General features: G+C 72.9%; 18 protein-coding genes and 1 riboswitch. Of the genes, 14 read left to right on the top strand and 4 right to left on the bottom strand.

All coding sequences use genetic code 11. From position 1 onward, the window contains the following. The first annotated feature begins 232 nt into the window (after positions 1–232). A complete protein-coding gene (gene mfd, locus ACIRBY_RS18825; RefSeq protein WP_403901750.1) occupies positions 233–3,766 on the top strand; it encodes a transcription-repair coupling factor in 3,534 nt (1,177 codons plus the stop codon). Between the two features lie 67 nt (positions 3,767–3,833). Here the strand turns inward: mfd and ACIRBY_RS18820 are convergent, their stop codons facing one another. After that, positions 3,834–4,532 (bottom strand): hypothetical protein, encoded by a 699-nt coding sequence (locus ACIRBY_RS18820; protein WP_403901749.1) that lies wholly within the window; start codon positions 4,530–4,532, stop codon positions 3,834–3,836. A 281-nt stretch (positions 4,533–4,813) separates the two neighbouring features. Here ACIRBY_RS18820 and ACIRBY_RS18815 point away from each other — a divergent pair, with 281 nt between their 5' ends. After that, positions 4,814–5,488 carry a hypothetical protein gene (locus tag ACIRBY_RS18815; protein ID WP_403901748.1) on the top strand — a complete coding sequence of 225 codons (675 nt, stop codon included), beginning with the start codon at positions 4,814–4,816 and terminating at the stop codon, positions 5,486–5,488. Next, positions 5,485–7,002 (top strand): serine/threonine-protein kinase, encoded by a 1,518-nt coding sequence (locus tag ACIRBY_RS18810; protein ID WP_403901747.1) that lies wholly within the window; start codon positions 5,485–5,487, stop codon positions 7,000–7,002. Before ACIRBY_RS18815 ends, ACIRBY_RS18810 begins: the two co-directional genes overlap by 4 nt. A 90-nt stretch (positions 7,003–7,092) precedes the next feature. Here the strand turns inward: ACIRBY_RS18810 and ACIRBY_RS18805 are convergent, their stop codons facing one another. Continuing rightward, positions 7,093–9,519, bottom strand: coding sequence for a YfhO family protein (locus tag ACIRBY_RS18805; protein ID WP_403901746.1), 2,427 nt, complete (start codon positions 9,517–9,519; stop codon positions 7,093–7,095). Between the two features lie 177 nt (positions 9,520–9,696). On the opposite strand from ACIRBY_RS18805, the gene ACIRBY_RS18800 reads away from it, so the two are divergent. Further along, complete coding sequence (locus ACIRBY_RS18800) at positions 9,697–10,323, top strand: SurA N-terminal domain-containing protein (RefSeq protein WP_403901744.1); 627 nt, start codon at positions 9,697–9,699, stop codon at positions 10,321–10,323. Between the two features lie 28 nt (positions 10,324–10,351). After that, positions 10,352–11,401: a nucleoside triphosphate pyrophosphohydrolase gene (locus tag ACIRBY_RS18795; protein ID WP_403901743.1), complete on the top strand. Its 1,050-nt coding sequence runs from the start codon at positions 10,352–10,354 to the stop codon at positions 11,399–11,401. 80 nt (positions 11,402–11,481) lie between these two features. On the opposite strand, the gene ACIRBY_RS18790 is transcribed toward ACIRBY_RS18795, so the two are convergent. Further along, on the bottom strand, positions 11,482–12,684 hold the full coding sequence (locus ACIRBY_RS18790; RefSeq protein WP_403901742.1) for a globin domain-containing protein: 1,203 nt from the start codon (positions 12,682–12,684) through the stop codon (positions 11,482–11,484). A gap of 121 nt (positions 12,685–12,805) precedes the next feature. Between ACIRBY_RS18790 and ACIRBY_RS18785 the strand changes: the two genes are divergently transcribed. The 9 genes from ACIRBY_RS18785 to ACIRBY_RS18745 all read left to right on the top strand — a co-directional run bounded on the left by ACIRBY_RS18785 (position 12,806) and on the right by ACIRBY_RS18745 (position 23,877). Continuing rightward, a complete protein-coding gene (locus ACIRBY_RS18785; protein WP_403901741.1) occupies positions 12,806–14,080 on the top strand; it encodes a cytochrome P450 in 1,275 nt (424 codons plus the stop codon). 127 nt (positions 14,081–14,207) lie between these two features. After that, the gene (locus ACIRBY_RS18780) at positions 14,208–15,284 is read left to right on the top strand and encodes a transglycosylase family protein (RefSeq protein ID WP_403901739.1); all 1,077 of its coding nucleotides are present in this window, start codon (positions 14,208–14,210) and stop codon (positions 15,282–15,284) included. Between the two features lie 274 nt (positions 15,285–15,558). Then, a riboswitch (cyclic di-AMP (ydaO/yuaA leader) is annotated at positions 15,559–15,727 on the top strand. Between the two features lie 2 nt (positions 15,728–15,729). Then, positions 15,730–16,467, top strand: a complete 738-nt coding sequence (locus tag ACIRBY_RS18775) for a transglycosylase family protein (RefSeq protein WP_403901738.1) — start codon at positions 15,730–15,732, stop codon at positions 16,465–16,467. A 418-nt stretch (positions 16,468–16,885) separates the two neighbouring features. Then, positions 16,886–18,172 carry a phosphopyruvate hydratase gene (gene eno / locus ACIRBY_RS18770; RefSeq protein ID WP_366450809.1) on the top strand — a complete coding sequence of 429 codons (1,287 nt, stop codon included), beginning with the start codon at positions 16,886–16,888 and terminating at the stop codon, positions 18,170–18,172. Between the two features lie 90 nt (positions 18,173–18,262). Beyond that, a complete protein-coding gene (locus ACIRBY_RS18765; protein WP_042812168.1) occupies positions 18,263–18,751 on the top strand; it encodes a septum formation initiator family protein in 489 nt (162 codons plus the stop codon). Between the two features lie 51 nt (positions 18,752–18,802). Continuing rightward, positions 18,803–19,387 (top strand): DUF501 domain-containing protein, encoded by a 585-nt coding sequence (locus tag ACIRBY_RS18760; protein ID WP_403901736.1) that lies wholly within the window; start codon positions 18,803–18,805, stop codon positions 19,385–19,387. Continuing rightward, complete coding sequence (locus tag ACIRBY_RS18755; protein WP_403901735.1) at positions 19,384–20,325, top strand: exopolyphosphatase; 942 nt, start codon at positions 19,384–19,386, stop codon at positions 20,323–20,325. Before ACIRBY_RS18760 ends, ACIRBY_RS18755 begins: the two co-directional genes overlap by 4 nt. Positions 20,326–20,884: 559 nt before the next feature. Further along, positions 20,885–22,270 carry an NAD(P)/FAD-dependent oxidoreductase gene (locus ACIRBY_RS18750; RefSeq protein ID WP_403901734.1) on the top strand — a complete coding sequence of 462 codons (1,386 nt, stop codon included), beginning with the start codon at positions 20,885–20,887 and terminating at the stop codon, positions 22,268–22,270. Positions 22,271–22,500: 230 nt separating this feature from the next. Then, positions 22,501–23,877 (top strand): class I SAM-dependent methyltransferase, encoded by a 1,377-nt coding sequence (locus ACIRBY_RS18745; protein WP_403901732.1) that lies wholly within the window; start codon positions 22,501–22,503, stop codon positions 23,875–23,877. Positions 23,878–23,974: 97 nt separating this feature from the next. On the opposite strand, the gene ACIRBY_RS18740 is transcribed toward ACIRBY_RS18745, so the two are convergent. Beyond that, positions 23,975–26,524 carry an ABC transporter permease gene (locus tag ACIRBY_RS18740; RefSeq protein ID WP_403901731.1) on the bottom strand — a complete coding sequence of 850 codons (2,550 nt, stop codon included), beginning with the start codon at positions 26,522–26,524 and terminating at the stop codon, positions 23,975–23,977. Positions 26,525–26,548 lie beyond the last annotated feature (24 nt).

Here is a 26,548-nt window from a genome sequence, read left to right as displayed (position 1 = left end):
CCCGACGGGGCCCGCGGCCCCCGCGCCGGTGGACGCGCCGCGGACGACCCGTACGGGACCCGCGGACGACCCGTACGGGACCCGCGGACGACCCGTACGGGACCCGTACACGGCCCGGATCCCGCGCGCGGGTGACACACCCGCGGCATAGGGTGGGAACCCCCGGCCCGTTCACGTGTCGGGTGCTTCGCGTTGCCCCGCCCGCCCCTCCACCGGATGGAAAGCCGCTTTCATGAGCCTGCACGGACTGCTCGACGCCGTCACCCGGGACCCCGCCCTGGCCGAGGCGGTCACCGCGGCCGGGGACGGCAACCGCATGCACGTGGACCTCGTCGGCCCGCCCGCCGCCCGGCCCTTCGCGATCGCCGCGCTGGCCCGCCGTACCGGGCGGACCGTGCTCGCGGTGACCGCCACCGGGCGGGAGGCGGAGGACCTCGCCGCCGCGCTGCGCTCCCTCCTGCCGCCCGACGAGGTCGTGGACTACCCGTCCTGGGAGACGCTGCCGCACGAGCGCCTCAGCCCGCGCAGCGACACCGTCGGCCGCCGCATCGCCGTCCTGCGCCGGCTCGCCCACCCCAGCGCCGACGACCCGGCCGCCGGCCCCGTCTCGGTGGTCGTGGCCCCCATCCGCTCCGTGCTCCAGCCGCAGGTCAAGGGGCTGGGCGACCTGCTGCCGGTCAGCCTGCGCCAGGGCGTGACCGCCGACCTCGGCGCGGTCACCGAGGCCCTGGCGGCGGCCGCGTACGCGCGCGTCGAGCTGGTGGAGAAGCGCGGCGAGTTCGCCGTCCGCGGCGGCATCCTCGACGTGTTCCCGCCCACCGAGGAGCACCCGCTGCGCGTGGAGTTCTGGGGCGACGACGTCGAGGAGATCCGCTACTTCAAGGTCGCCGACCAGCGCTCCCTGGAGATCGCCGAGCACGGCCTGTGGGCCCCGCCCTGCCGCGAGCTGCTCCTGACCGACCAGGTGCGCGAGCGCGCGGCGGCCCTCGCCGAGGAGCACCCGGAGCTCGGCGAACTGCTGAACAAGATCGCCGAGGGGATCGCGGTCGAGGGCATGGAGTCCCTCGCCCCGGTCCTCGTCGACGACATGGAGCTGCTCCTCGACGTCCTGCCGGCCGGGTCCATGGCCGTGGTGTGCGACCCCGAGCGGGTCCGCACCCGGGCCGCCGACCTGGTGGCGACCAGCCAGGAGTTCCTGATGGCCTCCTGGGCGGCCACCGCGGGCGGCGGCCAGGCCCCCATCGACGTCGGCGCGGCCTCGCTGCGCGGCATCGCCGACGTCCGCGACCACGCCCGCGAGCTGGGCATGATGTGGTGGTCGGTGTCCCCCTTCGCGGCGGACGACGCCGACCTGGCCTCGGACACCCTCAAGCTCGGCATGCACGCCGCCGAGGCCTACCGGGGCGACACCGCCCGGGCGCTCGCCGACACCAAGGGCTGGATCGCCGACGGCTGGCACACCGTCTACCTCACCGAGGGCCACGGCCCGGCCGCCCGTACCGTCGAGGTGCTCGGCGGCGAGGGCATCGCGGCCCGCCTGGAGGCCGACCTGGGGGCCCTGGAGCCCTCGATCGTCCACGTGTCCTGCGGCTCGCTCGACACCGGCTTCGTCGACCCGGCGCTGAAGCTGGCCGTCCTCACCGAGACCGACCTGACCGGCCAGCGCACCGCCACCAAGGACCTCGGCCGAATGCCCACCCGGCGCCGCAAGTCCATCGACCCCCTCACCCTGGAGGTCGGCGACTACATCGTCCACGAGCAGCACGGCGTGGGCCGCTACATCGAGATGGTGCAGCGCACCGTGCAGGGCGCCACCCGCGAGTACCTCCTCGTCGAGTACGCGCCGGCCAAGCGCGGCCAGCCCGGCGACCGCCTGTACATCCCCACCGACCAGCTGGAGCAGGTCACCAAGTACGTGGGCGGCGAGGCCCCGACCCTGCACCGGCTCGGCGGCGCCGACTGGACGAAGACCAAGGCGCGGGCGAAGAAGGCCGTCAAGGAGATCGCCGCCGACCTGATCAAGCTGTACAGCGCGCGCATGGCGGCGCCCGGCCACACCTTCGGCCCGGACACCCCCTGGCAGCGCGAGCTGGAGGACGCCTTCCCGTACGCGGAGACCCCCGACCAGCTCACCACCATCGCCGAGGTCAAGGAGGACATGGAGAAGTCCGTCCCCATGGACCGCCTGATCTGCGGCGACGTCGGCTACGGCAAGACCGAGATCGCCGTCCGGGCCGCCTTCAAGGCGGTGCAGGACGGCAAGCAGGTCGCCGTCCTCGTCCCCACCACCCTGCTGGTGCAGCAGCACTTCGGGACCTTCTCCGAGCGCTACAGCCAGTTCCCCGTCAACGTGAAGGCGCTGTCGCGCTTCCAGTCCGACACCGAGTCCAAGGCCACCCTGGAGGGCCTCAAGGAGGGCTCGGTCGACGTGGTCATCGGCACCCACCGCCTGTTCTCGCAGGAGACGAAGTTCAAGGACCTGGGCCTGGTCATCGTCGACGAGGAGCAGCGGTTCGGCGTCGAGCACAAGGAGCAGCTGAAGAAGCTCCGGGCCAACGTCGACGTCCTCACCATGTCGGCGACGCCGATCCCGCGCACCCTGGAGATGGCGGTGACCGGCATCCGCGAGATGTCGACGATCACCACCCCGCCGGAGGAGCGCCACCCGGTGCTCACCTTCGTCGGCCCGTACGAGGAGAAGCAGATCGGCGCGGCCATCCGGCGCGAGCTGCTGCGCGAGGGCCAGTGCTTCTACATCCACAACCGGGTCGAGTCCATCGACCGGGCGGCCGCGAAGCTGCGCGAGATCGTGCCGGAGGCACGGATCGCCACCGCCCACGGCCAGATGTCCGAACAGGCCCTGGAACAGGTGGTCGTGGACTTCTGGGAGAAGAAGTTCGACGTCCTCGTCTCGACGACGATCGTCGAGTCGGGCATCGACATCTCCAACGCCAACACCCTGATCGTGGAGCGCGGCGACAACTTCGGCCTCTCCCAGCTGCACCAGCTGCGCGGCCGCGTCGGCCGCGGCCGCGAGCGCGGCTACGCCTACTTCCTCTACCCGCCGGAGAAGCCGCTGACGGAGACCGCGCACGAGCGCCTGGCCACCATCGCCCAGCACACCGAGATGGGCGCGGGCATGTACGTGGCGATGAAGGACCTGGAGATCCGCGGCGCGGGCAACCTGCTCGGCGGCGAGCAGTCCGGCCACATCGCGGGCGTCGGCTTCGACCTCTACATCCGCATGGTCGGCGAGGCGGTCGCGGACTACCGGGCCGCGGTCGAGGGCGGGGCGGAGGAGGAGCCCCCGCTGGAGGTGAAGATCGAGCTGCCGGTCGACGCGCACGTCCCGCACGACTACGCGCCCGGCGAGCGGCTGCGCCTCCAGGCCTACCGGGCGATCGCCTCGGCGACCTCGGAGGCCGACATCAAGGCCGTGCGCGAGGAGCTCACCGACCGCTACGGCAAGCTGCCGGAGCCGGTGGAGAACCTGCTGCTGGTGGCGGGGCTGCGGATGCTGGCCCGGGCCTGCGGGGTCGGGGACATCACCCTCCAGGGCCCCAACATCCGCTTCGGCCCGGTGGAACTGCGCGAATCCCAGGAGCTGCGCCTCAAGCGCCTCTACCCGGGGACGGTCCTCAAGCCGGCCACCTCGCAGGTGCTGGTCCCGCGCCCGAAGACGGCCCGCGTCGGCGGCAAGCCCCTGGTCGGCCGAGAACTCCTGGCCTGGACGGGCGAGTTCCTGACCACGGTCCTCGGCTCGTAACCGCCCGCCCCCCACGGGGTCCGCCCGCGCACCCGGCGCGGGCGGCCCCCGTGGGGGGCGGGTCCGGTCAGCCGGCCTGCTGTACGTTCTTGTACTCGACGCTCGTCGGGGCCGGGCCGTTCTCCCAGTGGGCGAGGAGGTACGGCGTGCCGTCCAGGTAGACGTGGTCGGTGATCTCGGTGCCGTCGGGGGCCTTCGACAGGAGCACGGCGACCGGCCTGGTGTTCAGGTAGGTGTCCGGGCCACGGTGCAGGCCCGTGCGCTCCGCCGGGAAGGCGAGGGCGGGGGAGCCGTCCTTGCACAGGGTCAGGAGGTGGGCGACCGAGGGGTCGCCCGGCCTCAGGTCGATCCAGCCGTCCGCCGTGTCGGGGGACTTGGCGGGCAGGTCCCCGAACTGGTCCTGGAGGAAGCCGGCGTCGCCCCTCAGGGAGACCCTGGCGTCGTTCACGAGGATCTCCCCCGTCCCGTGGCGGTTGACCTTGACCTCGCCGTAGCAGCTGCCGTCGCCCTCGAAGGTCAGACGCGCCGTGATCTCGCGTGCGCCGATCCGGCGCGAGATGACCGCGGTCTTGGAGTCCGCCCGCTGCGTCTCCTCGTACGCGGCGCGCAGCACGGCGGCCGGGTCGCCGCCCGTGAGCGGGGCCTGGGCCGGGGCGGATGCCGGGGGCTTCGGCGCCGCGTCGTCGGACTTCGGGCCGCAGGCGGTGGCCGCGGCGGTCAGCAGGGCCGCGCAGGTGAGCGCGGCCGTGGTCGTGGTTCTGGGCATGCGGGTGCGCATGACGGGTCCCCCCCCATGGGATCGATCAAGGGATCAGAGCGTAGCCGCAGGAGTCAGGAGGGACGGTGGAGCAGCTCGTCCAGGGCCCGTGCGACGGTCCGTCGGACGGCGGCGTCACCCCCGGCCGACTCCCGGCCGCCCGCGGACCGCCCCCGGGGCCGTGCGTGCTGCGACCCTGCAACGGTTGCGCGCATACCCTCACGGGCGGCCGGAAACGCTGTATACGCTTCCAGCCGTCACCCTTTCCGCACGGCCCGTCAGGAGCAGCGATGCACGGCCCCGGCATCCCGCCGCAGCAAGGCCCCCACGGCCACCGCCCCTTGTCCGGGCCGGCGATGACGCTGCGCGTGCTGTTCACGGCGCTGCCGCTGCTCACCTGCGGGTTCTTCGCCTGGGGCTCGCTGCTGCGGATCGCCCTGCTCACCCGCAAGTCCCGCGACTGGGTGCTGCTGGTGCTCGGCGGGGTGCTGTCGGTCGTGTGGATCACCTTCATCGAGCTCGACCCGACGGCGGAGACCAACGGCTGGCAGGGCAACCTCGGCGCCGGTGGCTCGATCTTCACCGGTTTCGCCGTCTGCGTGTACTACATCGTCGCGGACATCAAGCACCACGAGGCGAAGGCCGCCCTGCCCCCGGCGGCGGGCGCCGCGCCCTGGTACCCGGCGCACCAGTCCCCGTACGCCCAGCCGCAGCAGCACCAGCCCCCGCAGCAGACCCGGCCCTCCTACGGCTACCCGCCCGTCCGGCCCGCCGTCCCGCCGCAGCAGGCCCCCGCCCCCGTCCAGCCCCCGCGCATCGGGCAGGTCCGCGCGGAACTCGACGAGCTCAGCGAACTCCTGCGCAAGCAGACCCCGCAGACCCCGCAGACCCCGCCCCGGCCCCCGCAGCCCGGCGGCCCGTACCAGGACCCGAACAGCACGGCGATCCAGGACCCGCAGCAGTGACCGGGAGCGAACGGCTCATCGGCGAGCGCTACCAGCTCGCCACCGTCCTCGGCCAGGGCGGCATGGGCCAGGTGTGGACGGCCTACGACCGGCGCCTGGACCGCCGCGTCGCCGTCAAGCTGCTGCGCCCCGACAAGGTGGCCGGCCCCGGAACGGTCGCCGAGGAGCTGCGCCGCCGCTTCGTGCGCGAATGCCGGGTCACGGCCCAGGTCGACCACCCCGGCCTGGTCACGGTCCACGACGCGGGCAGCGACGGCGACGAGCTGTACCTCGTCATGGGCTACGTCGAGGGCTCCGACCTCGCCGACCACCTCGCCGAGCACGACCCGTACCCCTGGCCGTGGGCGGTCGCGGTGGTCGCGCAGCTGTGTGCGGTGCTGTCCGCCGTGCACGCGGTGCCGATCGTCCACCGGGACCTCAAGCCCCGCAACGTGATGGTCCGGCCGGACGGGACCGTCCTCGTCCTGGACCTCGGCGTCGCCTCCGTGATGGAGACCGACACCACCCGCCTCACCAGCACCGGCTCCCCCATCGGCAGCCCCGCCTACATGGCGCCCGAACAGGCCATGGGCGGCGCCGTGGGCCCGTACACCGACCTGTACGCCCTCGGCGTGCTGCTCTACGAACTCCTCAGCGGCACCGTCCCCTTCGCCGGGACCACCGCCCTCGGCGTCCTGCACCGCCACCTCTACGAGCCCCCGGCCCCCGTACGCGACCGGCGCCCCGACGTCCCGCAGGAGCTGGAGGCGCTGCTGATGCGCCTCCTCGCCAAGGACCCGCAGGACCGGCCCGGCTCCGCGCAGGAGGTCTACGAGGCCCTCGCGCCGCTCCTCCCGGCCCCCGGCAGCCGCACCCTGACCGGCCCGCTCGACCCGACCCGGCCCTTCCTGCGCCCCCAGGCGCCCTGGCCGGACCGTCAGGCCGCCGCCGTCCCGCCCATGCCGGCCGTGCCGCCGGCCCCGCCCCGCCCGGACATCCCCGGGGCCGTCGACGAGGCCCGCAAGCTGCTCGACCAGGGGCGCCTGACCCAGGCCGTGGACATCCTCGGCGGCATCCTCCCGGCGGCCGAGGCCGAGCACGGGGAGCACTCCCCGGTGGTGCGCAGCCTGCGCAAGCAGTACGCCGCCACGCTCATGGACGACGGCCAGTACCGCCGGGCCCTGCCCGAACTGCGCCGCCTCGCCGACGAGTTCCCGGCCGGTGACCCGCAGGCGCTGCGCTTCCGCTACGACGCCGCGCAGTGCCTGGAGCAGCTCGGCGCCGCCGGGGCGGCCCTCGCCGAGTACCGCTCGCTGCTGCCGCTGTTCGAGAACCACTACGCCAACCCGGATCCGGGCCTGCCGCTGGAGGTCCGCCGCCGGATTGCGCACCTGCTGCTCTCCCTCGGCGACCGCCCGGCGGCCCACGACACCCTGGTCCGGCTCCTGTACGACGCCGACCGGGTGCACGGCCCGGCGCACCCCCTCCCGGTGGAGATCCGCCGGACCCTCCAGTGGCTGGGCCAGGTGCGCTGACCGCGCCGGACCGCAGCCCTGCCGGGCGGCGGCCCCCGTCGGCCGCTCAGGCCGGCTGACCGGCCTCGACCGCGCCGTCCGGCGGCCCCCTCAGCCGCGCCGGACGAGGCGCCGGAGCCCCGCCAGGTGCTCCGGACGGCGCCTGAGGACCGCCCGCGCGGCCACCGCCAGTGCCGCCAGCCCCGCCAGCCCCGCGCCCGGGAGCAGCCCCGGCGGGGTGAATCCGCAGTGCAGGGTGGTCGTGCGGTCGTCCAGGGGCACGGCCAGCAGCCCCAGCCGCGACCCGGCCGGGCGCCCCTCGCAGCTCCAGCCCGCGACGGCCGGGACCGCCACGACCGCCGTGCCGGTGCTGCCGGCCGGCAGGGTGGCGGTCAGGCCCGCGTCGGACACCCGTACCGAGGTGGCGGCCGAGGTGCGCAGCGCGGCCACCGCCGCCGTGAGCTTCGAGCGGTCCAGGCAGCCCAGCGTCCACCGGTCGGGGGCCCGGCGGTCGAAGACGAGCTGGGAGGACGGCCCGTGCGAGCGGCCCAGCGGCTGGAGCGCCGCACGGTTCTTCGGCTGGGTCCCGTTCATCCGGGAGGGCCGGCCGTCCGCGAGGCTGGCCGAGCCGCTGTACTCCGGCGCCCACAGGAAGGGGTCGGTGCCCGACCGGCAGACCCCGGGCGCGACCGGCTCCTCGTACACCTTCGCGCCCAGCAGCAGCTCCTGGTTGGCGAACGGGGACTCGCCGAATTCCGGCGGCGGGCCCGCCGGCCGGACGGTGACCAGCGGCAGCGCCTCCGCACGGACCACCTTCCCGTCCGCCTTCAGCCGCGCCCCGACCGAGAACAGGGCGTCCGTCACCGGGTTGTCCAGGCTCTGCACGCTGCGTCCGCGCGAGGTCCAGCCGGCGCCGAGCGCCGCCATCGTGCGGGTCAGCACGTCCGGGGTGTGGCTGCTGTAGTACGAGCCGCCCTCGCCGCCCAGCAGCAGCGGGTCGTTGCCCGACAGCGCGGGCCGGCCCGCGTCGGTGCGGTACGCGGGCCAGCCGTCGGCCCGGGTCAGCGCCCGTTCGCGCGAGGTGTTCGCACGGCCCCAGGACGGGTAGTCGTCCAGCCCCGCCAGCTTGCCCTTGTGCCCGTACGCCGTGGTCGCGGCGGCCTGCGCCACCAGCGCCGCCGCCAGCACCGCGGCCGCCGGCAGCAGCAGCCGCCGGTGGCGCAGCGCCCACCAGGCGCCCGCCGCCAGGGCCAGCCCGCCGCAGAACAGGACGTATCCCCAGCCCGTGGACAGCGCGCTGCCGGCCGCCCAGGCGGCGGCCGCCGCCAGGACGCCGGCCCCGGCCGCCAGCGCCCGTGCGCCGGGGAGCCCGGCCGCGAGCCCCGTCCAGGCGGCGATCACCGCGATCCCGGCCAGCACGAAGGTCTGCCGGTACGGGCTGCCGTTCGGCGTCGCGAAGACGTGCCAGGCCAGATGGGTCGGCGCCCACTGCAGGGACAGCAGCACCGCCGCCACCAGCCCCGCCCACCACAGCCGGGTGCGCAGCGGCAGCGCCCGGTGGAAGGGCAGGGCCGTCACCAGCAGCAGGGTCCCCGTACCGACGAACAGGGCGGGGGAGCCGAAGGAGTACGTGGCCGGCATCAGCCGTGCGAAGAGGTCCGACCAGGGCACCGGGGAGAACTCCTTGGACCACCCCGGATAGGCCTGCTTCGAGCTCAGGAACAGCGGCACCAGCAGCGGCGCCGTCAGGGCCGTGCCGAGCGCCGTCGTGACCGCCGCCCGCCCGACCACCCGGGCCCGCTCCCGCACCCCTTCCCTCGTCAGCACCACCCGCACCACGAGCACCAGCGCCGCGCCCAGCGTGGCCATGTAGGCGGTGTAGAAGTTCGCCGTCCAGGAGACGGCCACCACCAGCACCCCCAGCAGCGGCCGCCGCGCGCGCAGCGCCCACTCCCCGGTCAGGCACAGCAGCGGGAAGGAGATCAGCCCGTCCAGCCACATCGGGTTGTAGGAGGCCTCGATCACCGACCAGCCGCACAGCGCGTACGAGGCCCCCAGCAGGCCCGCCGCCCACCACGGCCCCGGCCGCTGGGTGCGCAGCAGCCAGGCCATCGCGGCGGCCGCGGCCGTCATCTTGAGGACGGTGACCACGTACACGGCGAGGTCGATGTCGTGGCGCGGGAAGAGCCCGACCAGCAGGGCGAAGGGGCTCGACAGGTACGTGCCCAGGTCGGGCAGGAAGCCGGTGCCGTACCCCGACTGCCAGTTGAACAGGAGTCCGCCCCGGGCCCGCCCGTGCAGCAGGTCCCACAGGTGCGCGTGGAAGGGCACGAACTGGTTGCCGAGGTCGTTGACGCTGCGGTGGCGGGGCCCGTACGGGAAGACCCGCGCGACGGCGTCCCCGGAGCACACGGCCACGGCCGTGACCAGGGCGGCGAACGCCGAGCCGAGCAGTCCGGGACGGCGCCGGAAGCGGCGGACGGGGGCCGGAGCGGGGCGCTCCGGACTGTGGTGCGGAGCGAGCTGCGATGTCGACATGGTGAGGCGACCTTCGCAGGAGCGTCGGGCCCGGCGGTAGCCGGGGGGTGAACGCGCACCCCCAACACCCCGGGAATCGTTGGTCGAAGCAGTGGCTCGGGCCACTCCGACTGCATACCATCGATCACCGCACGGCCTTGTGCACCGACGCACAATCCCCCGGCCCTGGAGGCTCCTTTGCACCGTCGCACAGCGCTCTCCGTATCCGTCGCCCTGCTCGCGGCGGCCCCCTTGCTGGCCGCCTGTTCGGGCGGGACCCGTCCCGGTACCGCGGCCGTCGTCGGCGGCGAGCGCATCACCACCACCGCGCTCCAGGCGCAGGTGAAAGACGTGCGCGCCGCGCAGAACCGCTCCGAGCAGGGGGCCCGCCTGATCGGGGCGACCGCCGGGCTGGAGCGGCTCAAACTCAACAAGATGATCCAGACCGCGGTGCTGGAGCGGGCGGCGGACGACGCCGGCCTGGGCGTGAGCCCCAAGGAGATCGAGGACGTCCGCAAGGCGCAGCTCCAGCAGGTCGGCGGCGAGAAGGCGCTGGCCGCGGCGGCGCTGGAGCAGGCCCAGCTGGCCCCGGACCAGATCGACGCCGACACCCGCTTCAAGCTGTTGCGCGACAAGCTCTTCGCGCACTACGGCAGCCAGGACAAGGCCCTGGTCAAGCTCGGGGAGGCCGCGCGGGCCCTGCACATCGAGGTCAACCCGCGCTACGGCCGCTGGGACGAGAAGCAGATCCTGCTCGGCGACCAGCAGACCCCGTGGATCACCCAGAGGACGATGCCCGAGCAGGCGGCCCCCGCCGGAGCCTGACGCCCCGGGGCGGGGGTAGGTTCGGAGGGTGACCGACCACACCTCCGCACCCGCCCCCGAACCCGCCGACACCTCCGCCGCCGCCTCCGCGGAGGGCGCGGGGGACGCCGGGCGGATCGTCCTGCTGAGCGCCAGCCACCGGGTCGCCCCCGGGCTGCTGTCCTGGCCGGCCTGGCAGGCCCTGCACGCCGCGGACCGGGTGCTGTGCGCGGACCCGGGCCACCCGCAGCTTCCGTACCTGCGCGAAGCCGGGGTGGACGTGGCGCACGAGGCCCCCGACGCACACGCTCTCGTCGATGCCTGCGCCGGGGGCCGCACCATCGTGGTGATCCCGGGCGGCGAGGGCGACCGGCGGCTGACCGACGGCCTGGCCCGGCTCGCCGGCTCGGGCCGGGTGGCCATGCCGGACCTGGAGCTGCTGCCCGGTTCGTACGACCTGCCGGGCGCGCGGCTGCTCGACCTGGTGCAGGTCATGGACCGGGTGCGCCGGGACTGCCCGTGGACCTCCCGGCAGACCCACGAGGGGCTGGTGAAGTACGCCATCGAGGAGGCGTACGAGCTGGTGGAGGCGATCGAGGACGGCGACCGGGACGCGCTGCGCGAGGAGCTCGGCGACGTCCTGCTCCAGGTGGTCTTCCACGCGCGCATCGCCGAGGAGGGCGGCGGCCCGGACGACGGGGAAGAGGCGGAGGCGTTCTCCATCGACGACGTCGCAGGCGACCTGGTCGACAAGCTGGTCCGCCGCCACCCCCATGTCTTCGGGGACGCCACGGCCGAGTCGCCGGAGGACGTCAGTGCCCACTGGCAGGCGACCAAGGCGGTCGAGAAGCAGCGGGAGTCGGTCACCGACGGGATCCCGCTGGGCCAGCCCGGTCTGGCGCTCGCGGCCAAGCTCGCGGGCCGGGCCCGTACGGGCGGGGTGCCCGTGGAGCTGCCGCGGGGCGAGGGCGTCGGGTACGAGCTGCTGGAGCTGGCGGCGCGCGCGGAGGCGGCGGGGACCGACCCCGAGACGGCGCTGCGCGCGGCGGCCCGCGTCTACCGGGACGCGATCCGGGCGGCGGAGGGCGTGGGGGAGTGACCCCGGCGGCGGAGGGCGCGGCGGAGTGACCCCGGCGGCTTCGGGCCCCTCCCGTGCGCGTCCGGTGCCTTGTGCCTGCATCAGCCGCGCGGGGCGCGGTCCGACGGGTTGTGCCAGTGCGGGGCCGGGCGGTGCAGGAACCACTCGCCGAAGCCCAGCGGCCGCTCGCCCCGGGCGGCGCCGGTGACGGGGACGGCGTCGTGGAAGAGCCGGTCGGGGCGGGCCCCGAGCTCCTTCAGCAGGAGGGCCGTCTCCTCCATGAACACGGGCGGGCCGCTCAGGTAGACGTCCTGCTCCGGCCACAGGGCCCGGTTGCCGAGCGCGGTGGCCAGCCGGGCGGTGGCCTGGTTGCGGTGGCGGCCGGGGGCGGGGGTGATGTAGGTGACGCCGAGCCAGCGGAAGGCGGCGGCGTACGCGTCGATCCACGGACGGTCGTAGAGGTGCGCGGCGTCCCGGGCGGCCAGGAAGAGCCGTACGTCCTGATCGGGAGGGTGCTGCGCGAGCTCCTCCAGCATGGCCCGGACGGGGGCCCAGCCGGTTCCGGCGGCGATGAGGGTGACGGGCCGGTCCGCGCGGCGCAGGGTCAGCCGTCCGGCCGGGGCGCCGAGCCGCAGCGCCTCGCCGACGCGGATCTCGCGGACCAGGGCGGTGCTGAGCCGGCCGCCCTCGATCCGGCTGACGTGGAGGTCGACCGTGTGGTCGGGGCGGGGGGCGTTGCCGAGGGAGTAGGTGCGCCAGGCGGTGGGGACCCGCTCGCTGCTCACGCTGACGTACTGGCCGGGCCGGTAGGGGAGCGGGGCGTGCGGGGCCAGCGTCAGCACGCCGATGTCCTGCCCGTACCGGAGGTGGCGCACGACCTCCGCGTCCCACCAGGGCGGGTCCTCGCTCGCGGCCGCGCCGGCCGTCATGGCGTCGGCCATCACCTGGTAGGCCTCGCTCCAGGCCTTCTCGACCTCCGGGGTCCAGGCCGCTCCGGAGGTCGCGGCGAGGGCGGCGAGCAGGCTGGCGCCGACGGCGGCGTAGTGCTCGGGGCCGACCAGGAACTTGCGGTGGTCGCGGCCGAGGTCGCGGAGATAGGGGAGGAGGGTCTCGCCCTCCAGGTGGGAGACGACATGGGTGAGTGCGGCGAAGAGGCGGTCGCGCTGGCGCTCCATGTCCTCGGAGGAGTCCGGGAAGAGCCGGCGGATCCCGGGGTTGTGCCAGAAGAGGTGGGAGTAGAAGAACTTGACCGCGTGCTCGGCCCGTCTCTCCACCACCGCGAAGCTGCTTTTCAAGATCCTCACATCCACAGGACGGAAGTAGGAATGTCCGACAAGCGGCCGTCAAGTGATGGCCGATCTGCGGACAGCCGCGACGAACCGGCCATAAGGGATGGCCGGTAGCGAGCCGGGATACCGTCGACGGGTGCACGAGCAGACTCCCGACACCCCGCCCGCCCCCTCCGTCCCCCCGGCGCCGACCCTCTTCGACTGGGAGTTCGCCACCGACCCCTACCCCGCCTACGCCTGGCTGCGCGAGCACTCCCCGGTGCACCGCGCCCAGCTCCCCAGCGGGGTCGAGGCCTGGCTGGTGACCCGGTACGCCGACGCCCGCCAGGCCCTCGCCGACCAGCGGCTGAGCAAGAACCCGGCGCACCACGCGGAGCCGGCGCACGCCAAGGGCAAGACCGGGATCCCCGGGGAGCGCAAGGCGGAGCTGATGACCCACCTGCTCAACATCGACCCGCCGGACCACACCCGGCTGCGCCGGCTGGTGTCGAAGGCCTTCACCCCGCGCCGCGTCGCGGAGTTCACCCCGCGCGTGCAGGAGCTGACCGACCACCTCATCGATCAGTTCGCGGGGAAGGGGGAGGCGGACCTCATCCACGAGTTCGCCTTCCCGCTCCCCATCTACGCCATTTGCGAGATGCTCGGCGTACCGCGCGAGGACCAGGACGACTTCCGCGACTGGGCCGGGATGATGATCCGCCACGGCGGCGGTCCGCGCGGCGGGGTCGCCCGGTCGGTGAAGCGGATGCGCACCTACCTCGGGGAACTGATCCACCGGAAGCGGGATGATCTGGGCAATGACCTCATCTCCGACCTGATCCGGGCGAGCGACCACGGCGACCACCTCACCGAGGCCGAGGCGACGGCGATGGCCTTCATCCTGCTCTTCGCCGGCTTCGAGACGACCGTGAACCTCATCGGCAACGGCGTCCATTCCCTCTTCATGAACCCCGACCAGCGCTCCCTCCTCCAGGACTCCCTCGCGGCGGGCGAGACCGCCCTGCTGGAGACGGGGATCGAGGAGCTGCTGCGCTACGACGGCCCGGTGGAGCTGGCCACCTGGCGGTTCGCCACCCGGCCGCTGACCCTCGGCGGGCAGGACATCGCCGTCGGCGACCCCGTCCTGGTGGTCCTCGCGGCGGCCGACCGCGACCCCGCGCGCTTCGCCGACCCGGACGCGCTCGACCTCTCGCGGAGTGACAATCAGCACCTCGGATACGGCCACGGGATCCACTACTGCCTGGGCGCCCCGCTCGCCCGCCTGGAAGGCCAGACGGCGCTCGCGACTTTGCTGAAGCGTCTGCCGGATCTGGAACTTGCCGTTCCCCCTACGGACCTGCGCTGGCGCGGCGGACTCATCATGCGGGGGCTGCGCACCCTCCCCGTCCGCTTCACAGTTCCGAACGCCTGAGGCGCGGGCGAAGCCCGGCGGGGCGGCGGAACTGACCGGAATTCAGTCTTCGGCCCAACTTGTGACATCCGTTCGAAGGGGGCTAGGTTCTGCCGTTACCCCGCCGTTATACGAAAGGTGCAGGCACATGCTTCCCGGGAACGGCCGCCACAGACGACCCCGTCAGGTCCCCGCCATCGTCGTCACCGCCGGAGTCACCGGCTCCGCGCTGGCACTGCCGCTGCTCGCCGCCACGGGCGCGAGCGCGGCCGACACCGCGACGTGGGACAAGGTCGCCGACTGCGAGAGCGGCGGCACGTGGAGCGCCAACTCCGGCGGCGGGACCTACGGCGGCCTCCAGTTCACCCTGGACCAGTGGAAGAACGCGGGCGGGCTCGAATTCGCGGAGCGTCCCGACCTGGCGAGCCGCTCGCAGCAGATAGCCGTCGCCGAGCGCGTGCTGGACTCCCAGGGGCCCGAGGCGTGGTCGCTGTGCTCCGCCTCGGCGGGGCTGTCCAAGAACGGGCCGAAGCCCGACGTGGACACGGGCAAGACCCCCGGGCCGGTCGCGCCCAGCCCGGTCCGGCCCGACTTCTCGGTGCCCGACACCGGCAAGGGGAAGTCCTCCACGGACTTCGGGGCGCCCACCCCGGCGCCCGGCGCGCCCGGCCCGAGCGTGCTGCCGGACTACCCGCTGGGTGCCACCAGCGGACTGCCCGTCATGCCGGAGCCGGACTACCCCGTGCCGCCCACCCCGACCACCGGCCCCACCGTCCCGCCCACCGGCGGGGCGAACCCGGGCAACGGCCAGGGCAACGGGAACGGCCAGGGGAACCAGGGCAATCAGGGCAACTCGAACAACCAGGGCAACCCGGCCAATCCGACGGCCCCGGGCACCCCGACCGCCCCGGTCGACCCGACGGCCCCGGCCACCCCGGGCGCCACTCCCTCCCCTTCGGCCACTCCCGCTTCCGGCGCATCGGAGGGCAACGGCAAGCACCGCGGCCCCGCCGCGATCGAGGTGCCCGCGGCCCCTGGCACGGCGTCAGCCGCCGCCGCGGAGCCCGTGTACACCGTGAAGCCGGGCGACAACCTCGCGGCCATCGCGGACGCCAACGGCCTCAAGGGGGGCTGGAGCGCCCTCTACAAGGCCAACGAGCAGGTCATCGGCACGGACGCGGACCTCATCAAGCCCGGCCAGAACCTGGATCTAACCAAGAAATAGGGGTAGTTCGGGCACCCAATAAGGGTTGAATGTCCGTTATCGGCAAGTGAGACATGCATCTCTTCCGGACAACTGGCGTGTCTCATTCCGGAACTTCCGCAAACCCCGCTCCGACCTGCGCAAACGCACTCCGAAGGAAGGCAAGTAGGCCGGTTTCTCCCCAAAATCACACGTTGAACATCGGGGAGAGACCTGCCTACCTTCTGAGTCGCCCGCCACCGCGGGCTCCTTCGACCGCATCGCCGAATCCTGCCGGCGGCCGGAGGGAACAGTCGTCGCGCAAGCGCCGTTGGCAGGAGCGGGGGAACCAAGGTAGGTGCCGGGAAAGGCCGTTGAGAGACGGTCCGCGTACCGGCTAGGGGTGAAGACGCGCAACTGCGCGACCGGGCAACTCATCCGCCCGAACCCGACAGCTCACCTCGAAGGCGTCGGTGAGGAGAACTCCATGCTGCTTTCCGGCAAGGGCAAGCACCGCCGCGGCTCCAAGGCCGTCCGCATCGTCACGCTCGCCGGTGTCGCCGGTGTGGCCGTCGCCGCCCCGCTGATGGCCGCCGGCTCCGCCAGCGCCGCCACGGTCTCGGAGTGGGACAAGGTCGCCTCCTGCGAGTCCGGCGGCAACTGGTCCATCAACACCGGCAACGGTTACTACGGCGGCCTCCAGTTCTCCGCCTCCACGTGGGCCGCGTACGGCGGCAAGGCGTACGCCGCGCAGGCCAACCAGGCCAGCAAGTCGCAGCAGATAGCCATCGCCGAGAAGGTCCTCAAGGGCCAGGGCAAGGGCGCCTGGCCGTCCTGCGGCGTCGGCCTGTCCAACTCCGCCTACAACGGCGGCGGCTCGACCACCACCCCGGCCAAGCCGAAGCCGGAGACCAAGCCGGCCCCGGCCAAGCCCGCCCCGGCGAAGCCCTCCACCCCGAAGGCCGACACCGAGACCAAGAGCACCGGCTCCGGCTCCGGCAACTGGACCCCGTCCAAGCCGGCCCCGGCGAAGCCGTCCGCGCCGAAGACCGGCACCCCGGCCACCGGCAACGGCTCCTACACGGTCCAGGAGGGCGACACCCTCGGTACCATCGCCGATGCCAACGGCGTCAAGGGCGGCTGGCAGAAGCTCTTCGACCTGAACAAGGACACCGTCAAGGACGCCGACCTCATCTTCCCGGGCCAGAAGCTGAAGCTCAGCTGAACTCCCGCGTAACACCCGCACGCCGGCCCCCGGGGCCGGTGCGCGGGTGGGCACCACCCCCGGCACGGCCCGTGGCATCGACGCCCGGCGCGCATCCCTTTTGCGCGCCGGGCGTCGTCATGTCCGGGCCGCGCCCGCGCGCCGCACGGACCGGGCCCCGCACGCCCGGCCCGCGCCCCCGCATGCCCGGCGCCGGGGCCCGGGCGCCCGCGCCGCCGGAGGGCATGGCGCGTCAGCGGACCGTCCAGGCTCGACTTTTCCCGGGTCCTATGTCCTGGAAGGCGGGTATTCGGCCCCTTTTTCGTCCCAGGACCCGGGCGGTCGGCTGGCCGACCGCCCGGAGCCGGTTAGGCTCTAGTCGGCGAGGCCGTCCCAGGCCCCACGCCACCGCACACCCAGCGTCACATCCCAGAAGGAGATGCTCGTGCCGTCCATCGACGTCGTCGTAGCCCGGGAAATCCTGGACTCCCGAGGCAACCCCACGGTCGAGGTCGAGGTGGGCCTCGACGACGGCAGCACCGGCCGTGCTGCCGTTCCGTCCGGCGCCTCCACCGGTGCCTTCGAGGCCATCGAGCTCCGTGACGGTGACCCCAACCGTTACATGGGCAAGGGTGTCGAGAAGGCCGTCCTCGCGGTCATCGAGCAGATCGGCCCGGAGCTCGTCGGCTACGACGCCACCGAGCAGCGCCTGATCGACCAGGCCATGTTCGACCTCGACGCCACCGACAACAAGGGCTCCCTCGGCGCCAACGCCATCCTCGGCGTCTCCCTCGCCGTCGCGCACGCCGCGTCCGAGGCCTCGGACCTCCCGCTCTTCCGCTACCTCGGCGGTCCGAACGCGCACCTGCTGCCCGTTCCGATGATGAACATCCTCAACGGCGGGTCGCACGCCGACTCCAACGTGGACATCCAGGAGTTCATGATCGCCCCGATCGGCGCGGAGTCCTTCTCCGAGGCGCTGCGCTGGGGTGCCGAGGTCTACCACACCCTCAAGAAGGTCCTGCACGCCAAGGGCCTGTCCACCGGCCTGGGCGACGAGGGCGGCTTCGCCCCGAACCTGGAGTCCAACCGCGCCGCGCTCGACCTCATCATCGAGGCCGTCAAGCAGGCCGGCTACACCCCGGGCAAGGACATCGCGCTCGCGCTCGACGTCGCCGCGTCCGAGTTCTACAAGGACGGCAAGTACGAGTTCGAGGGCCAGTCCCGCTCGGCCGCCGAGATGACCGACTACTACGCCGAGCTCGTCGAGGCGTACCCGCTCGTCTCCATCGAGGACCCGCTGTTCGAGGACGACTGGGCCGGCTGGAAGACCATCACCGACCGCCTGGGCTCCAAGGTCCAGATCGTCGGCGACGACCTCTTCGTCACCAACCCGGAGCGCCTGGCCCGCGGTATCGAGGAGGGCTCCGCGAACGCCCTGCTCGTCAAGGTGAACCAGATCGGTTCGCTGACCGAGACCCTCGACGCCGTCGAGATGGCCCAGCGCAACGGCTTCAAGTGCATGATGTCCCACCGCTCCGGCGAGACCGAGGACGTCACCATCGCCGACCTCGCCGTCGCGGTGAACTGCGGCCAGATCAAGACCGGCGCCCCGGCCCGCTCGGACCGCGTCGCCAAGTACAACCAGCTGCTGCGCATCGAGGAGATCCTCGACGACGCCGCGGTGTACGCCGGGCGCAGCGCCTTCCCGCGCTTCAAGGGCTGAGTCCTCGCCTAGCCTCCCTACGTCCCCGCACTCGGTCCCGTACCGTGTGCGGGGACGTATTGCGTAGCGCGCACCAGGGGAGGCGGACCCATGGCCGGGAACCGGGATCGGTTCTCCACCTTCTCCACGGCGACCAGGCTGCGGCAGCTCGGCGAGCGGACCGCGGCCCACGTCTACCGCTCGCAGTCCCGCCGGCAGGTGCGCCGCAGCCGGCTCACCGGCCGGGCGGCGCTGCTGGTGCTCGTCCTCTGTACGCTGGTCGTCGCCCTCGCGTATCCGATGCGCCAGTACGTGTCCCAGCGCTCGGAGATCGCGGACCAGCAGCGGGCGGCCGCCACCGCGCGCAAGCGCCTCGAACAGCTCCGCGACGAGAAGGCGCGCTGGCAGGACCCCGCCTACGCGGAGCAGCAGGCGCGCAGGCACCTGCACTTCCTGCGCCCGGGGGAGATCGGCTACATCATGACCGACCCCGGGGCCGCGGCCGCGGAGCACCGCCGCGGCGGCCAGGGCGGGTCCGACCGCCCCTGGTACTCCAACGTCTGGGACGGCGTCGACAAGGCCGACCGCCCCGGCGACTGAACCACCCTCAAGACCGTCACGTACGACCGAACGAAGAGACTTCCTCCAGGCATGCAGACGCCCCCGCCCCAGACCGACCGGACCGAGCCGACCGACGCCGACATCGAGGCGTTCCAGCAGCAGCTCGGCCGCCCGCCGCGCGGGCTGCGCGCCATCGCGCACCGCTGCCCCTGCGGCCAGCCGGACGTCGTCGAGACGGCCCCGCGCCTCCCCGACGGCACCCCCTTCCCGACGCTGTACTACCTCACCTGCCCGCGCGCGGCCTCCGCGATCGGCACGCTGGAGGCCAACGGCGTGATGAAGGAGATGCAGGCCCGCCTGGCCGAGGACCCGGAGCTCGCCGCCGCGTACCGCAGGGCGCACGAGGACTACATCGAGCGCCGTGACGCCATCGAGGTGCTCCAGGGCTTCCCGAGCGCCGGCGGCATGCCGGACCGGGTGAAGTGCCTGCACGTGCTGGTCGGCCACTCGCTGGCGGCCGGCCCCGGGGTGAACCCCTTCGGCGACGAGGCCCTGGCGATGCTGCCGGAGTGGTGGGCCAAGGGCGCCTGCGTCACCCCGTGCGGCGAGAAGAAGGACGAGGAGCAGAAGGACGAGGAGACGAAGGCCGGGCAGCCGCAGGAGGGGTCCGCATGACCCGGGTCGCGGGCATCGACTGCGGTACGAACTCCATCCGCCTCCTCGTCGCCGACTGCGACCCGGCCACCGGCGAGCTGGTCGAGCTCGACCGCCGGATGACCATCGTCCGGCTGGGCCAGGGCGTGGACCGGACCGGCCGGCTGGCCCCGGAGGCGCTGGAGCGCACCTTCGCGGCCTGCCGCGAGTACGCCGCGGTGATCAAGGAGCTGGGTGCCGAGCGGGTCCGGTTCGTGGCCACCTCGGCCTCGCGCGACGCGGAGAACCGCGAGGACTTCGTCCGGGGCGTGCTGGACATCCTGGGCGTGGAGCCCGAGGTGATCTCCGGCGAGCAGGAGGCGGAGTTCTCCTTCACCGGCGCCACCAAGGAGCTGACCGGCGCCGCGCACCTGGAGAAGCCCTTCCTGGTGGTGGACATCGGCGGCGGCTCGACCGAGTTCGTCGTCGGCGAGGAGCACGTGCGCGCCGCCCGCTCGGTCGACGTGGGCTGCGTCCGGATGACCGAGCGCCACCTGGTGGTGGACGGCGAGGTCACCGACCCGCCGACCGCCGCGCAGATCGCCGCCATGCGCGCCGACATCGAGGCGGCCCTGGACCTGGCCGCCGCCACGGTCCCGCTGGGCGAGGCGCGCACCCTGGTGGGCCTGGCCGGCTCGGTGACCACGGTCGCCGCGATCGCCCTGGGCCTGGACGCGTACGAGTCCGAGCGGATCCACCACTCCCGGATCTCCTACGAGCAGGTCCGCGAGATCAGCGGGCGGATGCTGACGGCACCCCACGCCGAGCGCGCGGCGATCCCGGTGATGCACCCGGGCCGGGTCGACGTGATCGGCGCCGGCGCCCTGGTCCTCCTCGCGATCATGGAGCGCACCGGCGCCACCGAGGTCGTGGTCTCCGAGCACGACATCCTCGACGGCATCGCCTGGTCCGCGGCCTGACCGGTCCACCGGCGGGGATGTACGAGGGGGCGTCCGGGTCCGGACGCCCCCTCGAGCCGTTCGAGGCCGTTCCTGCGGCGGTCGTCGTCCGGGCCTGTGGCCGAATATCGGGTTCCACCCGATGAGTGGCTGGTGGGGCGGGGGAGCACGCCCGGTGCGGGGGCAGTGCGAGGGCAGTGCGGGGGCTCCCGGGAGGCCGAAAAGGCCCTCCCGCGCATCAGGTTCGTGAAGTTCTTCACAAGGAAAAAGGGTCACCGGCGTCAACAAGGGGGCCCTTCGAGGGGTTCTTGAGGGTCGCAGGGCCGTTTCAGCACCTGTTTGTGCGATGCGCGGACGCCACGGGTTTCGTATCAGAGGTAAGGACGAAACCCGGTGGTCCAGTCCGGTTGAGGCCTTGGAGGCCAGTTCAGGGCGGGTGAACAACGAATCCCGTTACACCGTGGTTCCCGTTGCGCGCCATGATCTGGGTCACGCGGGGCGCGCAGTGTAGCAGAGGTCTCCCAGCTCCTTGTGAAGGGGCTCACGAGCATCACCCCTTGGGGTGCTGGATACTCATCTCATGAGCACCACGGAGCGTCCCAGGATCCTCGTTGTAGGAGGTGGGTACGTAGGCCTGTACGCAGCCAAGCGCATCATGAAGAAGATGCGCTACGGCGAGGCGACCGTCACGGTCGTCGACCCGCGCTCGTACATGACCTACCAGCCCTTCCTCCCCGAAGTGGCCGCAGGCAGCATCTCGCCTCGGCACGTCGTCGTCCCGCTGCGACGCGTGCTGCCCAAGGCTGAGGTTCTCACCGGCCGGGTCACCACCATCGACCAGGACCGCAAGGTCGCCGTCGTCACGCCGCTCGTCGGCGAGGCGTACGAGCTGCCCTTCGACTACCTGGTGATCGCGCTCGGCGCCGTCTCGCGCACCTTCCCGATCCCCGGCCTCGCCGAACAGGGCATCGGCATGAAGGGCGTCGAGGAGGGCATCGGCCTGCGCAACCACGTCCTCGAGCAGCTCGACAAGGCGGAGTCCACGACGGACGAGAACGTCCGCCGCAAGGCCCTCACCTTCGTCTTCGTCGGCGGCGGCTTCGCCGGCGCCGAGACGATCGGCGAGGTCGAGGACATGGCCCGCGACGCCGCGAAGTACTACTCCACGATCAAGCGCGAGGACATGCGCTTCATCCTGGTCGACGCGGCCGACAAGATCCTTCCCGAGGTCGGGCCCAAGCTCGGCACCTGGGGCAAGGAGCACCTCGAGTCGCGCGGCATCGAGATCTACCTCAACACGTCCATGGACTCCTGCGTGGACGGCCACGTGGTGCTGAAGAACGGCCTCGAGGTCGACTCCAACACCATCGTGTGGACCGCGGGCGTCAAGCCGAACCCGGCGCTGGCCCGCTACGGCCTGCCGCTCGGCCCGCGCGGCCACGTGGACACCGCCCCGACCCTCCAGGTCCAGGGCACCGACTACATCTGGGCCGCCGGCGACAACGCCCAGGTCCCGGACGTCGCCTCCCGCAAGGCCGGCGTCGAGAACGCCTGGTGCCCGCCGAACGCCCAGCACGCGCTGCGCCAGGCCAAGGTCCTCGGCGACAACGTGGTCTCCGGCATGCGGGGCTTCCCGCAGAAGGAGTACGAGCACTCCAACAAGGGTGCGGTGGCGGGCCTCGGCCTCCACAAGGGCGTGGCGATGATCGTCATGGGCAAGATGAAGATCAAGCTCAAGGGCCGTCTCGCCTGGTACATGCACCGTGGCTACCACGGCATGGCCATGCCGACCTGGAACCGCAAGATCCGCGTCTTCGCGGACTGGACCCTCGGCATGTTCCTCAAGCGCGAGGTCGTCGCCCTCGGCGCCCTGGAAAGCCCGCGCGAGGAGTTCTACGAGGCCGCCAAGCCGGCGCCGGCCCCGGCCGCCGCCGCTGCCCCGGCCGCGAAGGCCAAGGCCTCCTGACCCGGAGCACTCCGCCGGGTTCCTGAGCACGACCCCGAAGGGGCCGCCCGCCATCCGTGGTGCGGGCGGCCCCTTCGGCGTGTCCGGACCCGGCCGCGAGCCCCCGTGCGGGCTCCGGGGCACGGCCCGGTCAAGGGGGGCTCAAGGTGCGGTCCAGGTGTGATTCGGCGGAGAATGGCCCCGTTCGGATATGGGTAGCCGGTTGGTCGGAACACCTTGGAGGTGCCTCGATGACCGACGCCGCGCCGCGGCTGGCAGCCCTTGCCGAAACCCTGCTGGGCGCCCCCCTGCCCGTCCGCATACGGGCCTGGGACGGCAGCGAGGCCGGCCCCGCCGCCGGCCCCGTCCTCGTCCTCAACAACCGGCGCGCCCTGCGCCACATGCTGTGGAAGCCCGGCGAGTTGGGCCTCGCCCGGGCCTGGGTGTCCGGTGACCTCACCATCGACGGCGACCTGTTCGACACGCTGGACAAGGTGGCCGGCCTGGTCTGGGAGCGCGAGCCCGCGCCCGCCCCCGCCCGCCGCCCCCGCTCCGGCCTGGCCAAACTGGCCGCGCTGCGCCCGCACCTGGCCGCGCGCGCCCCGGGCGCCGCCGGCACCGCGGCGCTGCTGCGCGACCCGGCGGCCCGGGCCGCGGTGCGCGAGCTCGTGGCCCTGTCCCGCCCGTGGACCCGGCCCGCGCCGCCCCCGGAGGAGGCCGTCCGCCAGGGCGGGCTGCGCCACTCCAAGAGCCGCGACCGCCACGCCATCAGCCACCACTACGACGTGGGCAACGCCTTCTACGAGCGGGTGCTGGGCCCCTCGATGGTCTACTCGTGCGCCTACTGGACCGGGGACGGCACGCTGGAGGACGCCCAGCGGGACAAGCTCGACCTGGTGTGCCGCAAGCTCGACCTCAAGCCCGGGCAGCGCCTCCTCGACGTCGGCTGCGGCTGGGGCTCCATGGCCCTGCACGCCGCCCGCGAGTACGGGGTCCGGGTCACCGGCATCACGCTCTCCCGGGAACAGGCCGCGTACGCCCGCAAGCGGATCGCCGAGGAGGGCCTGACCGACCGGATCGAGATCCGCGTGCAGGACTACCGGGACGTCAAGGACGGCCCGTACGACGCGATTTCCTCGATCGGCATGGCCGAGCACGTCGGCTCCGAGCGCTACCGCGAGTACGCGGGCATCCTGCACGCGCTGCTGGCCCCCGGCGGCCGCCTGCTCAACCACCAGATCGGCCGGCCCCCGGAGCCCGACGAAGCGGCGTACGAGATCGACGAGTTCATAGACGCCTACGTCTTCCCCGACGGCGAGCTCTCCCCGGTGGGCTCCACCGTGGGCGAGTTGGAGAAGGCCGGCTTCGAGGTCCGCGACGTGGAGGCGCTGCGCGAGCACTACGCGCTGACCCTGCGGGCCTGGGTGGCGCGGCTGGAGGAGCACTGGCACGAGGCCGTGCGGCTCACCTCGCCCGGCCGGGCGAGGGTCTGGCTGCTCTACATGGCGGCCTCCGCGCTGGGCTTCGAGCACGCCCGCCTCGGGGTCAACCAGATCCTGGCCGTCAAGCCGGGCGGCCGCGGGCTCTCGGGGATGCCGCTGCGCTCCCGGGCCTGGGGCGGCGCGTAGCCCCGTACGCCTGCGGCAACGGGAACGGCAACGGGAACGGGAAGGGCCCCGGGGCGATGCGCCCCGGGGCCCTTCCGTGTTCCCGTCCGCTCCCGGACTACTCGGTCTTGATGGCGGTCAGCATGTTCAGCCGGGCGGCGCTGCGGGCCGGCCACATGGCGGCCAGCACGCCCACGACGGCGGCCAGCAGGAGGAAGACGCCGAGGCGGCCGTAGGGGAGGACCAGCTCGTAGTTCGGCACCGACTTGGCGACGGTGGTGCCCACGGCCCAGGCCAGGAAGAGGCCGATGCCCATGCCGAGGACCGCGCCGAAGAGCGAGATCACCACGGACTCCAGGCGGATCATGTTCTTGACCCGGGCGCGGTCGAGGCCGATCGCCCGCAGCATGCCGATCTCCTGGGTCCGCTCGAAGACGGACATCGCCAGGGTGTTGACCACGCCGAGCACCGAGATGATCAGCGCCATGCCGAGCAGGCCGTACATGACGTTCAGCATCGTGTTGATGATGCCGCCCATCTCGTTGCGCATGTCCTGCCGGGTGGCGACGGTCATCGCCGGGTTCTTGCCGAGGGCGTCGATGACGGCCTGCTGGCCCGCCTTGGAGTCGCCGGCGGTGGCGTTGACGTAGACCTCGCGGACGTACTGCTGGTCGGTGTGCGCGCTCAGGATCCGGTTGTCGAGGACGTACGGGGAGAGCAGGCCCTCCAGGTCCTTGTAGACGGCGCCGATCCGGAGGTCGCTCTTCTGTCCGTCCTCGAACCGGGCCTGGAGCGTGGAGCCGACGGTGAGGTTCTGCTTCTTCGCGGTGCTCTCGGCGACCGCGACCTCGCCCTTGCCGAGGCTGCCCAGGGAGCCGGCCGTGACCTCGATGTTCAGCAGCTCGCCGATGGTGGCCGGGTTGACGCCGGAGGCCGAGCGGAAGCTGTCGCCGATCTTGAAGTAGCCGTCGGCCTGCGGGGAGACCGCCTTGATGCCGGGAGCCTTGGCCAGGGTCTCGGCCACGGACTTGTCCAGGCCGCCGATGCCGCCGGCCATGGAGACCTTGTAGTCGGCCTTCAGCTTGTCGGTGCTCATCCGGTCGACGGCGGTGCCCATGGTGACGCCGAGCACCGACAGGGTGGTGACCAGGGTGAGGCCGATGGCCAGGGAGGCGGCGGTGACGGCGGTGCGGCGGGGATTGCGCACGGCGTTCTGCGCGGCCAGCTTGCCGGGGACGCCGAACACCTTCTGCAGGAGCGGGCGGACGGCGCCGATGACCGGACGGGACAGCAGCGGCAGCAGCACGATCATGCCGATGAGCATCAGGCCCGCGCCGCCGCCGATGACCATGCGGCCGTCGCCGCCCATGGACACGCCGAGGAAGACCACGCCGATGCCCGCGAGGCTGATGAGCGAGCCGAGGACGTTGCGCACGACCAGGGACTTCGCGGTGGCCGGGAGGTGGGCGCTGCCCATGGCGGCGACGGGGGCGATCCGCCCGGTGCGCCAGGCCGGCAGCAGCGCGGCGACGGTGGTGACGACGACGCCGATGAGCAGGGCGGCGACGACCGTGCCCGGGGCGATGACGAGGTCGCCGGCCGGGATCTTGGCGCCGATGGAATCCATCAGGGAGCGCATGCCGACCGCCAGGCCGATGCCGGCGGCCAGGCCGATCGCGGCGGAGGTGGCGCCGATGACCAGGGCCTCGGCGAGCACCGAGCGCATGACCTGGCCGCGCTTGGCGCCGACGGCGCGCAGCAGGGCCAGCTCCTTGGTGCGCTGGGCGACCAGCATGGTGAAGGTGTTGTAGATCAGGAAGACGCCGACGAACAGGGAGATGCCGGCGAAGGCGAGCAGCATGGTGCTGAAGCTGCTCATCTGCTTCTCGATGTCCTTGGCCTGCTGGGCGGCGAGTTCCTTGCCGGTCTGGGCCTTGGTGTGCTTGTCGTCGAGCAGCGGCTTGATGTCGGCGAGCAGCCGGTCGGCGGAGGTGCCGGCCTTGGCGGTGACGGCGAGCTCGTCGTAGAAGCCGGGCTGGAGGTAGAGCTCCTGGGCGACCTTGGTGTCGAAGAGGACCAGGCTGCCGCCGGCGTTGACGGCGCCGTCCTCGGTGGTGAAGACGCCCGTGAGGGTGAACTCCCTGACCGGGCCGTTGGTCGCGACGCGGACCTTGTCGCCGACCTTGTAGCCGCCCTTGGCCGCGGTCTCCTTGTCGAGGGCGATCTGGTCGTCCTTGGCCGGGCCGGCGCCGTCGGTGAAGGTGTAGCGGGGGTCCTTGCCGTCCTTGACGGGGGCGTGGTTGGAGCCCTTGTTGGCCCAGCCGGAGCCGATCAGCCTGCCGTTCTCGTCGCCCACGCCGGCGAAGCCGGAGACGCGGCCGGAGACGGTGTCGACGCCCTTGACGGCCTTGACCTTCTCCAGGGTCTGCTGGCTGATGCCGGGCTCGCCCTCCTTGGTGCCGTCGTCGGTGCGGGAGGGGCCCCACGAGGTGACGGAGACGGCTATGCCGTCGTAGCTCTTGGCGGACTGGCCGGAGAGGGCCTTGCCGAGGGTGTCGGTGAAGACGAGGGTGCCGGAGACGAAGGCGACGCCGAGGGTGACGGCGAGGACCGTCATCAGCAGCCTGGCCTTGTGCGCGAGGACGTTGCGCAGGGCGGTACGGAACATGGGGTTATCAGTCCTGGGCTGGAA

It is taken from the genome of Streptomyces sp. NPDC096136, assembly GCF_044763325.1.
In the GTDB taxonomy this organism is placed as follows: Bacteria; Actinomycetota; Actinomycetes; order Streptomycetales; family Streptomycetaceae; genus Streptomyces.
The sequence above is the reverse complement of the archived record's forward strand: the minus strand, read 5'-3'. Positions and strand labels throughout refer to the sequence as shown.

What these genes read in the sequence shown, in the direction of transcription:
- ACIRBY_RS18780 (WP_403901739.1), top strand. Translation starts at nt 14,208, where the DNA reads ATGCTTCCCGGGAACGGCCGCCACAGACGACCCCGTCAGGTCCCCGCC.
- ACIRBY_RS18775 (WP_403901738.1), top strand. Translation starts at nt 15,730, where the DNA reads ATGCTGCTTTCCGGCAAGGGCAAGCACCGCCGCGGCTCCAAGGCCGTC.
- ACIRBY_RS18820 (WP_403901749.1), bottom strand. Translation starts at nt 4,532, where the DNA reads ATGCCCAGAACCACGACCACGGCCGCGCTCACCTGCGCGGCCCTGCTG.
- eno (WP_366450809.1), top strand. Translation starts at nt 16,886, where the DNA reads ATGCTCGTGCCGTCCATCGACGTCGTCGTAGCCCGGGAAATCCTGGAC.
- ACIRBY_RS18760 (WP_403901736.1), top strand. Translation starts at nt 18,803, where the DNA reads ATGCAGACGCCCCCGCCCCAGACCGACCGGACCGAGCCGACCGACGCC.
- ACIRBY_RS18740 (WP_403901731.1), bottom strand. Translation starts at nt 26,524, where the DNA reads ATGTTCCGTACCGCCCTGCGCAACGTCCTCGCGCACAAGGCCAGGCTG.
- ACIRBY_RS18765 (WP_042812168.1), top strand. Translation starts at nt 18,263, where the DNA reads ATGGCCGGGAACCGGGATCGGTTCTCCACCTTCTCCACGGCGACCAGG.
- ACIRBY_RS18745 (WP_403901732.1), top strand. Translation starts at nt 22,501, where the DNA reads ATGACCGACGCCGCGCCGCGGCTGGCAGCCCTTGCCGAAACCCTGCTG.
- mfd (WP_403901750.1), top strand. Translation starts at nt 233, where the DNA reads ATGAGCCTGCACGGACTGCTCGACGCCGTCACCCGGGACCCCGCCCTG.
- ACIRBY_RS18815 (WP_403901748.1), top strand. Translation starts at nt 4,814, where the DNA reads ATGCACGGCCCCGGCATCCCGCCGCAGCAAGGCCCCCACGGCCACCGC.
- ACIRBY_RS18755 (WP_403901735.1), top strand. Translation starts at nt 19,384, where the DNA reads ATGACCCGGGTCGCGGGCATCGACTGCGGTACGAACTCCATCCGCCTC.
- ACIRBY_RS18750 (WP_403901734.1), top strand. Translation starts at nt 20,885, where the DNA reads ATGAGCACCACGGAGCGTCCCAGGATCCTCGTTGTAGGAGGTGGGTAC.
- ACIRBY_RS18805 (WP_403901746.1), bottom strand. Translation starts at nt 9,519, where the DNA reads ATGTCGACATCGCAGCTCGCTCCGCACCACAGTCCGGAGCGCCCCGCT.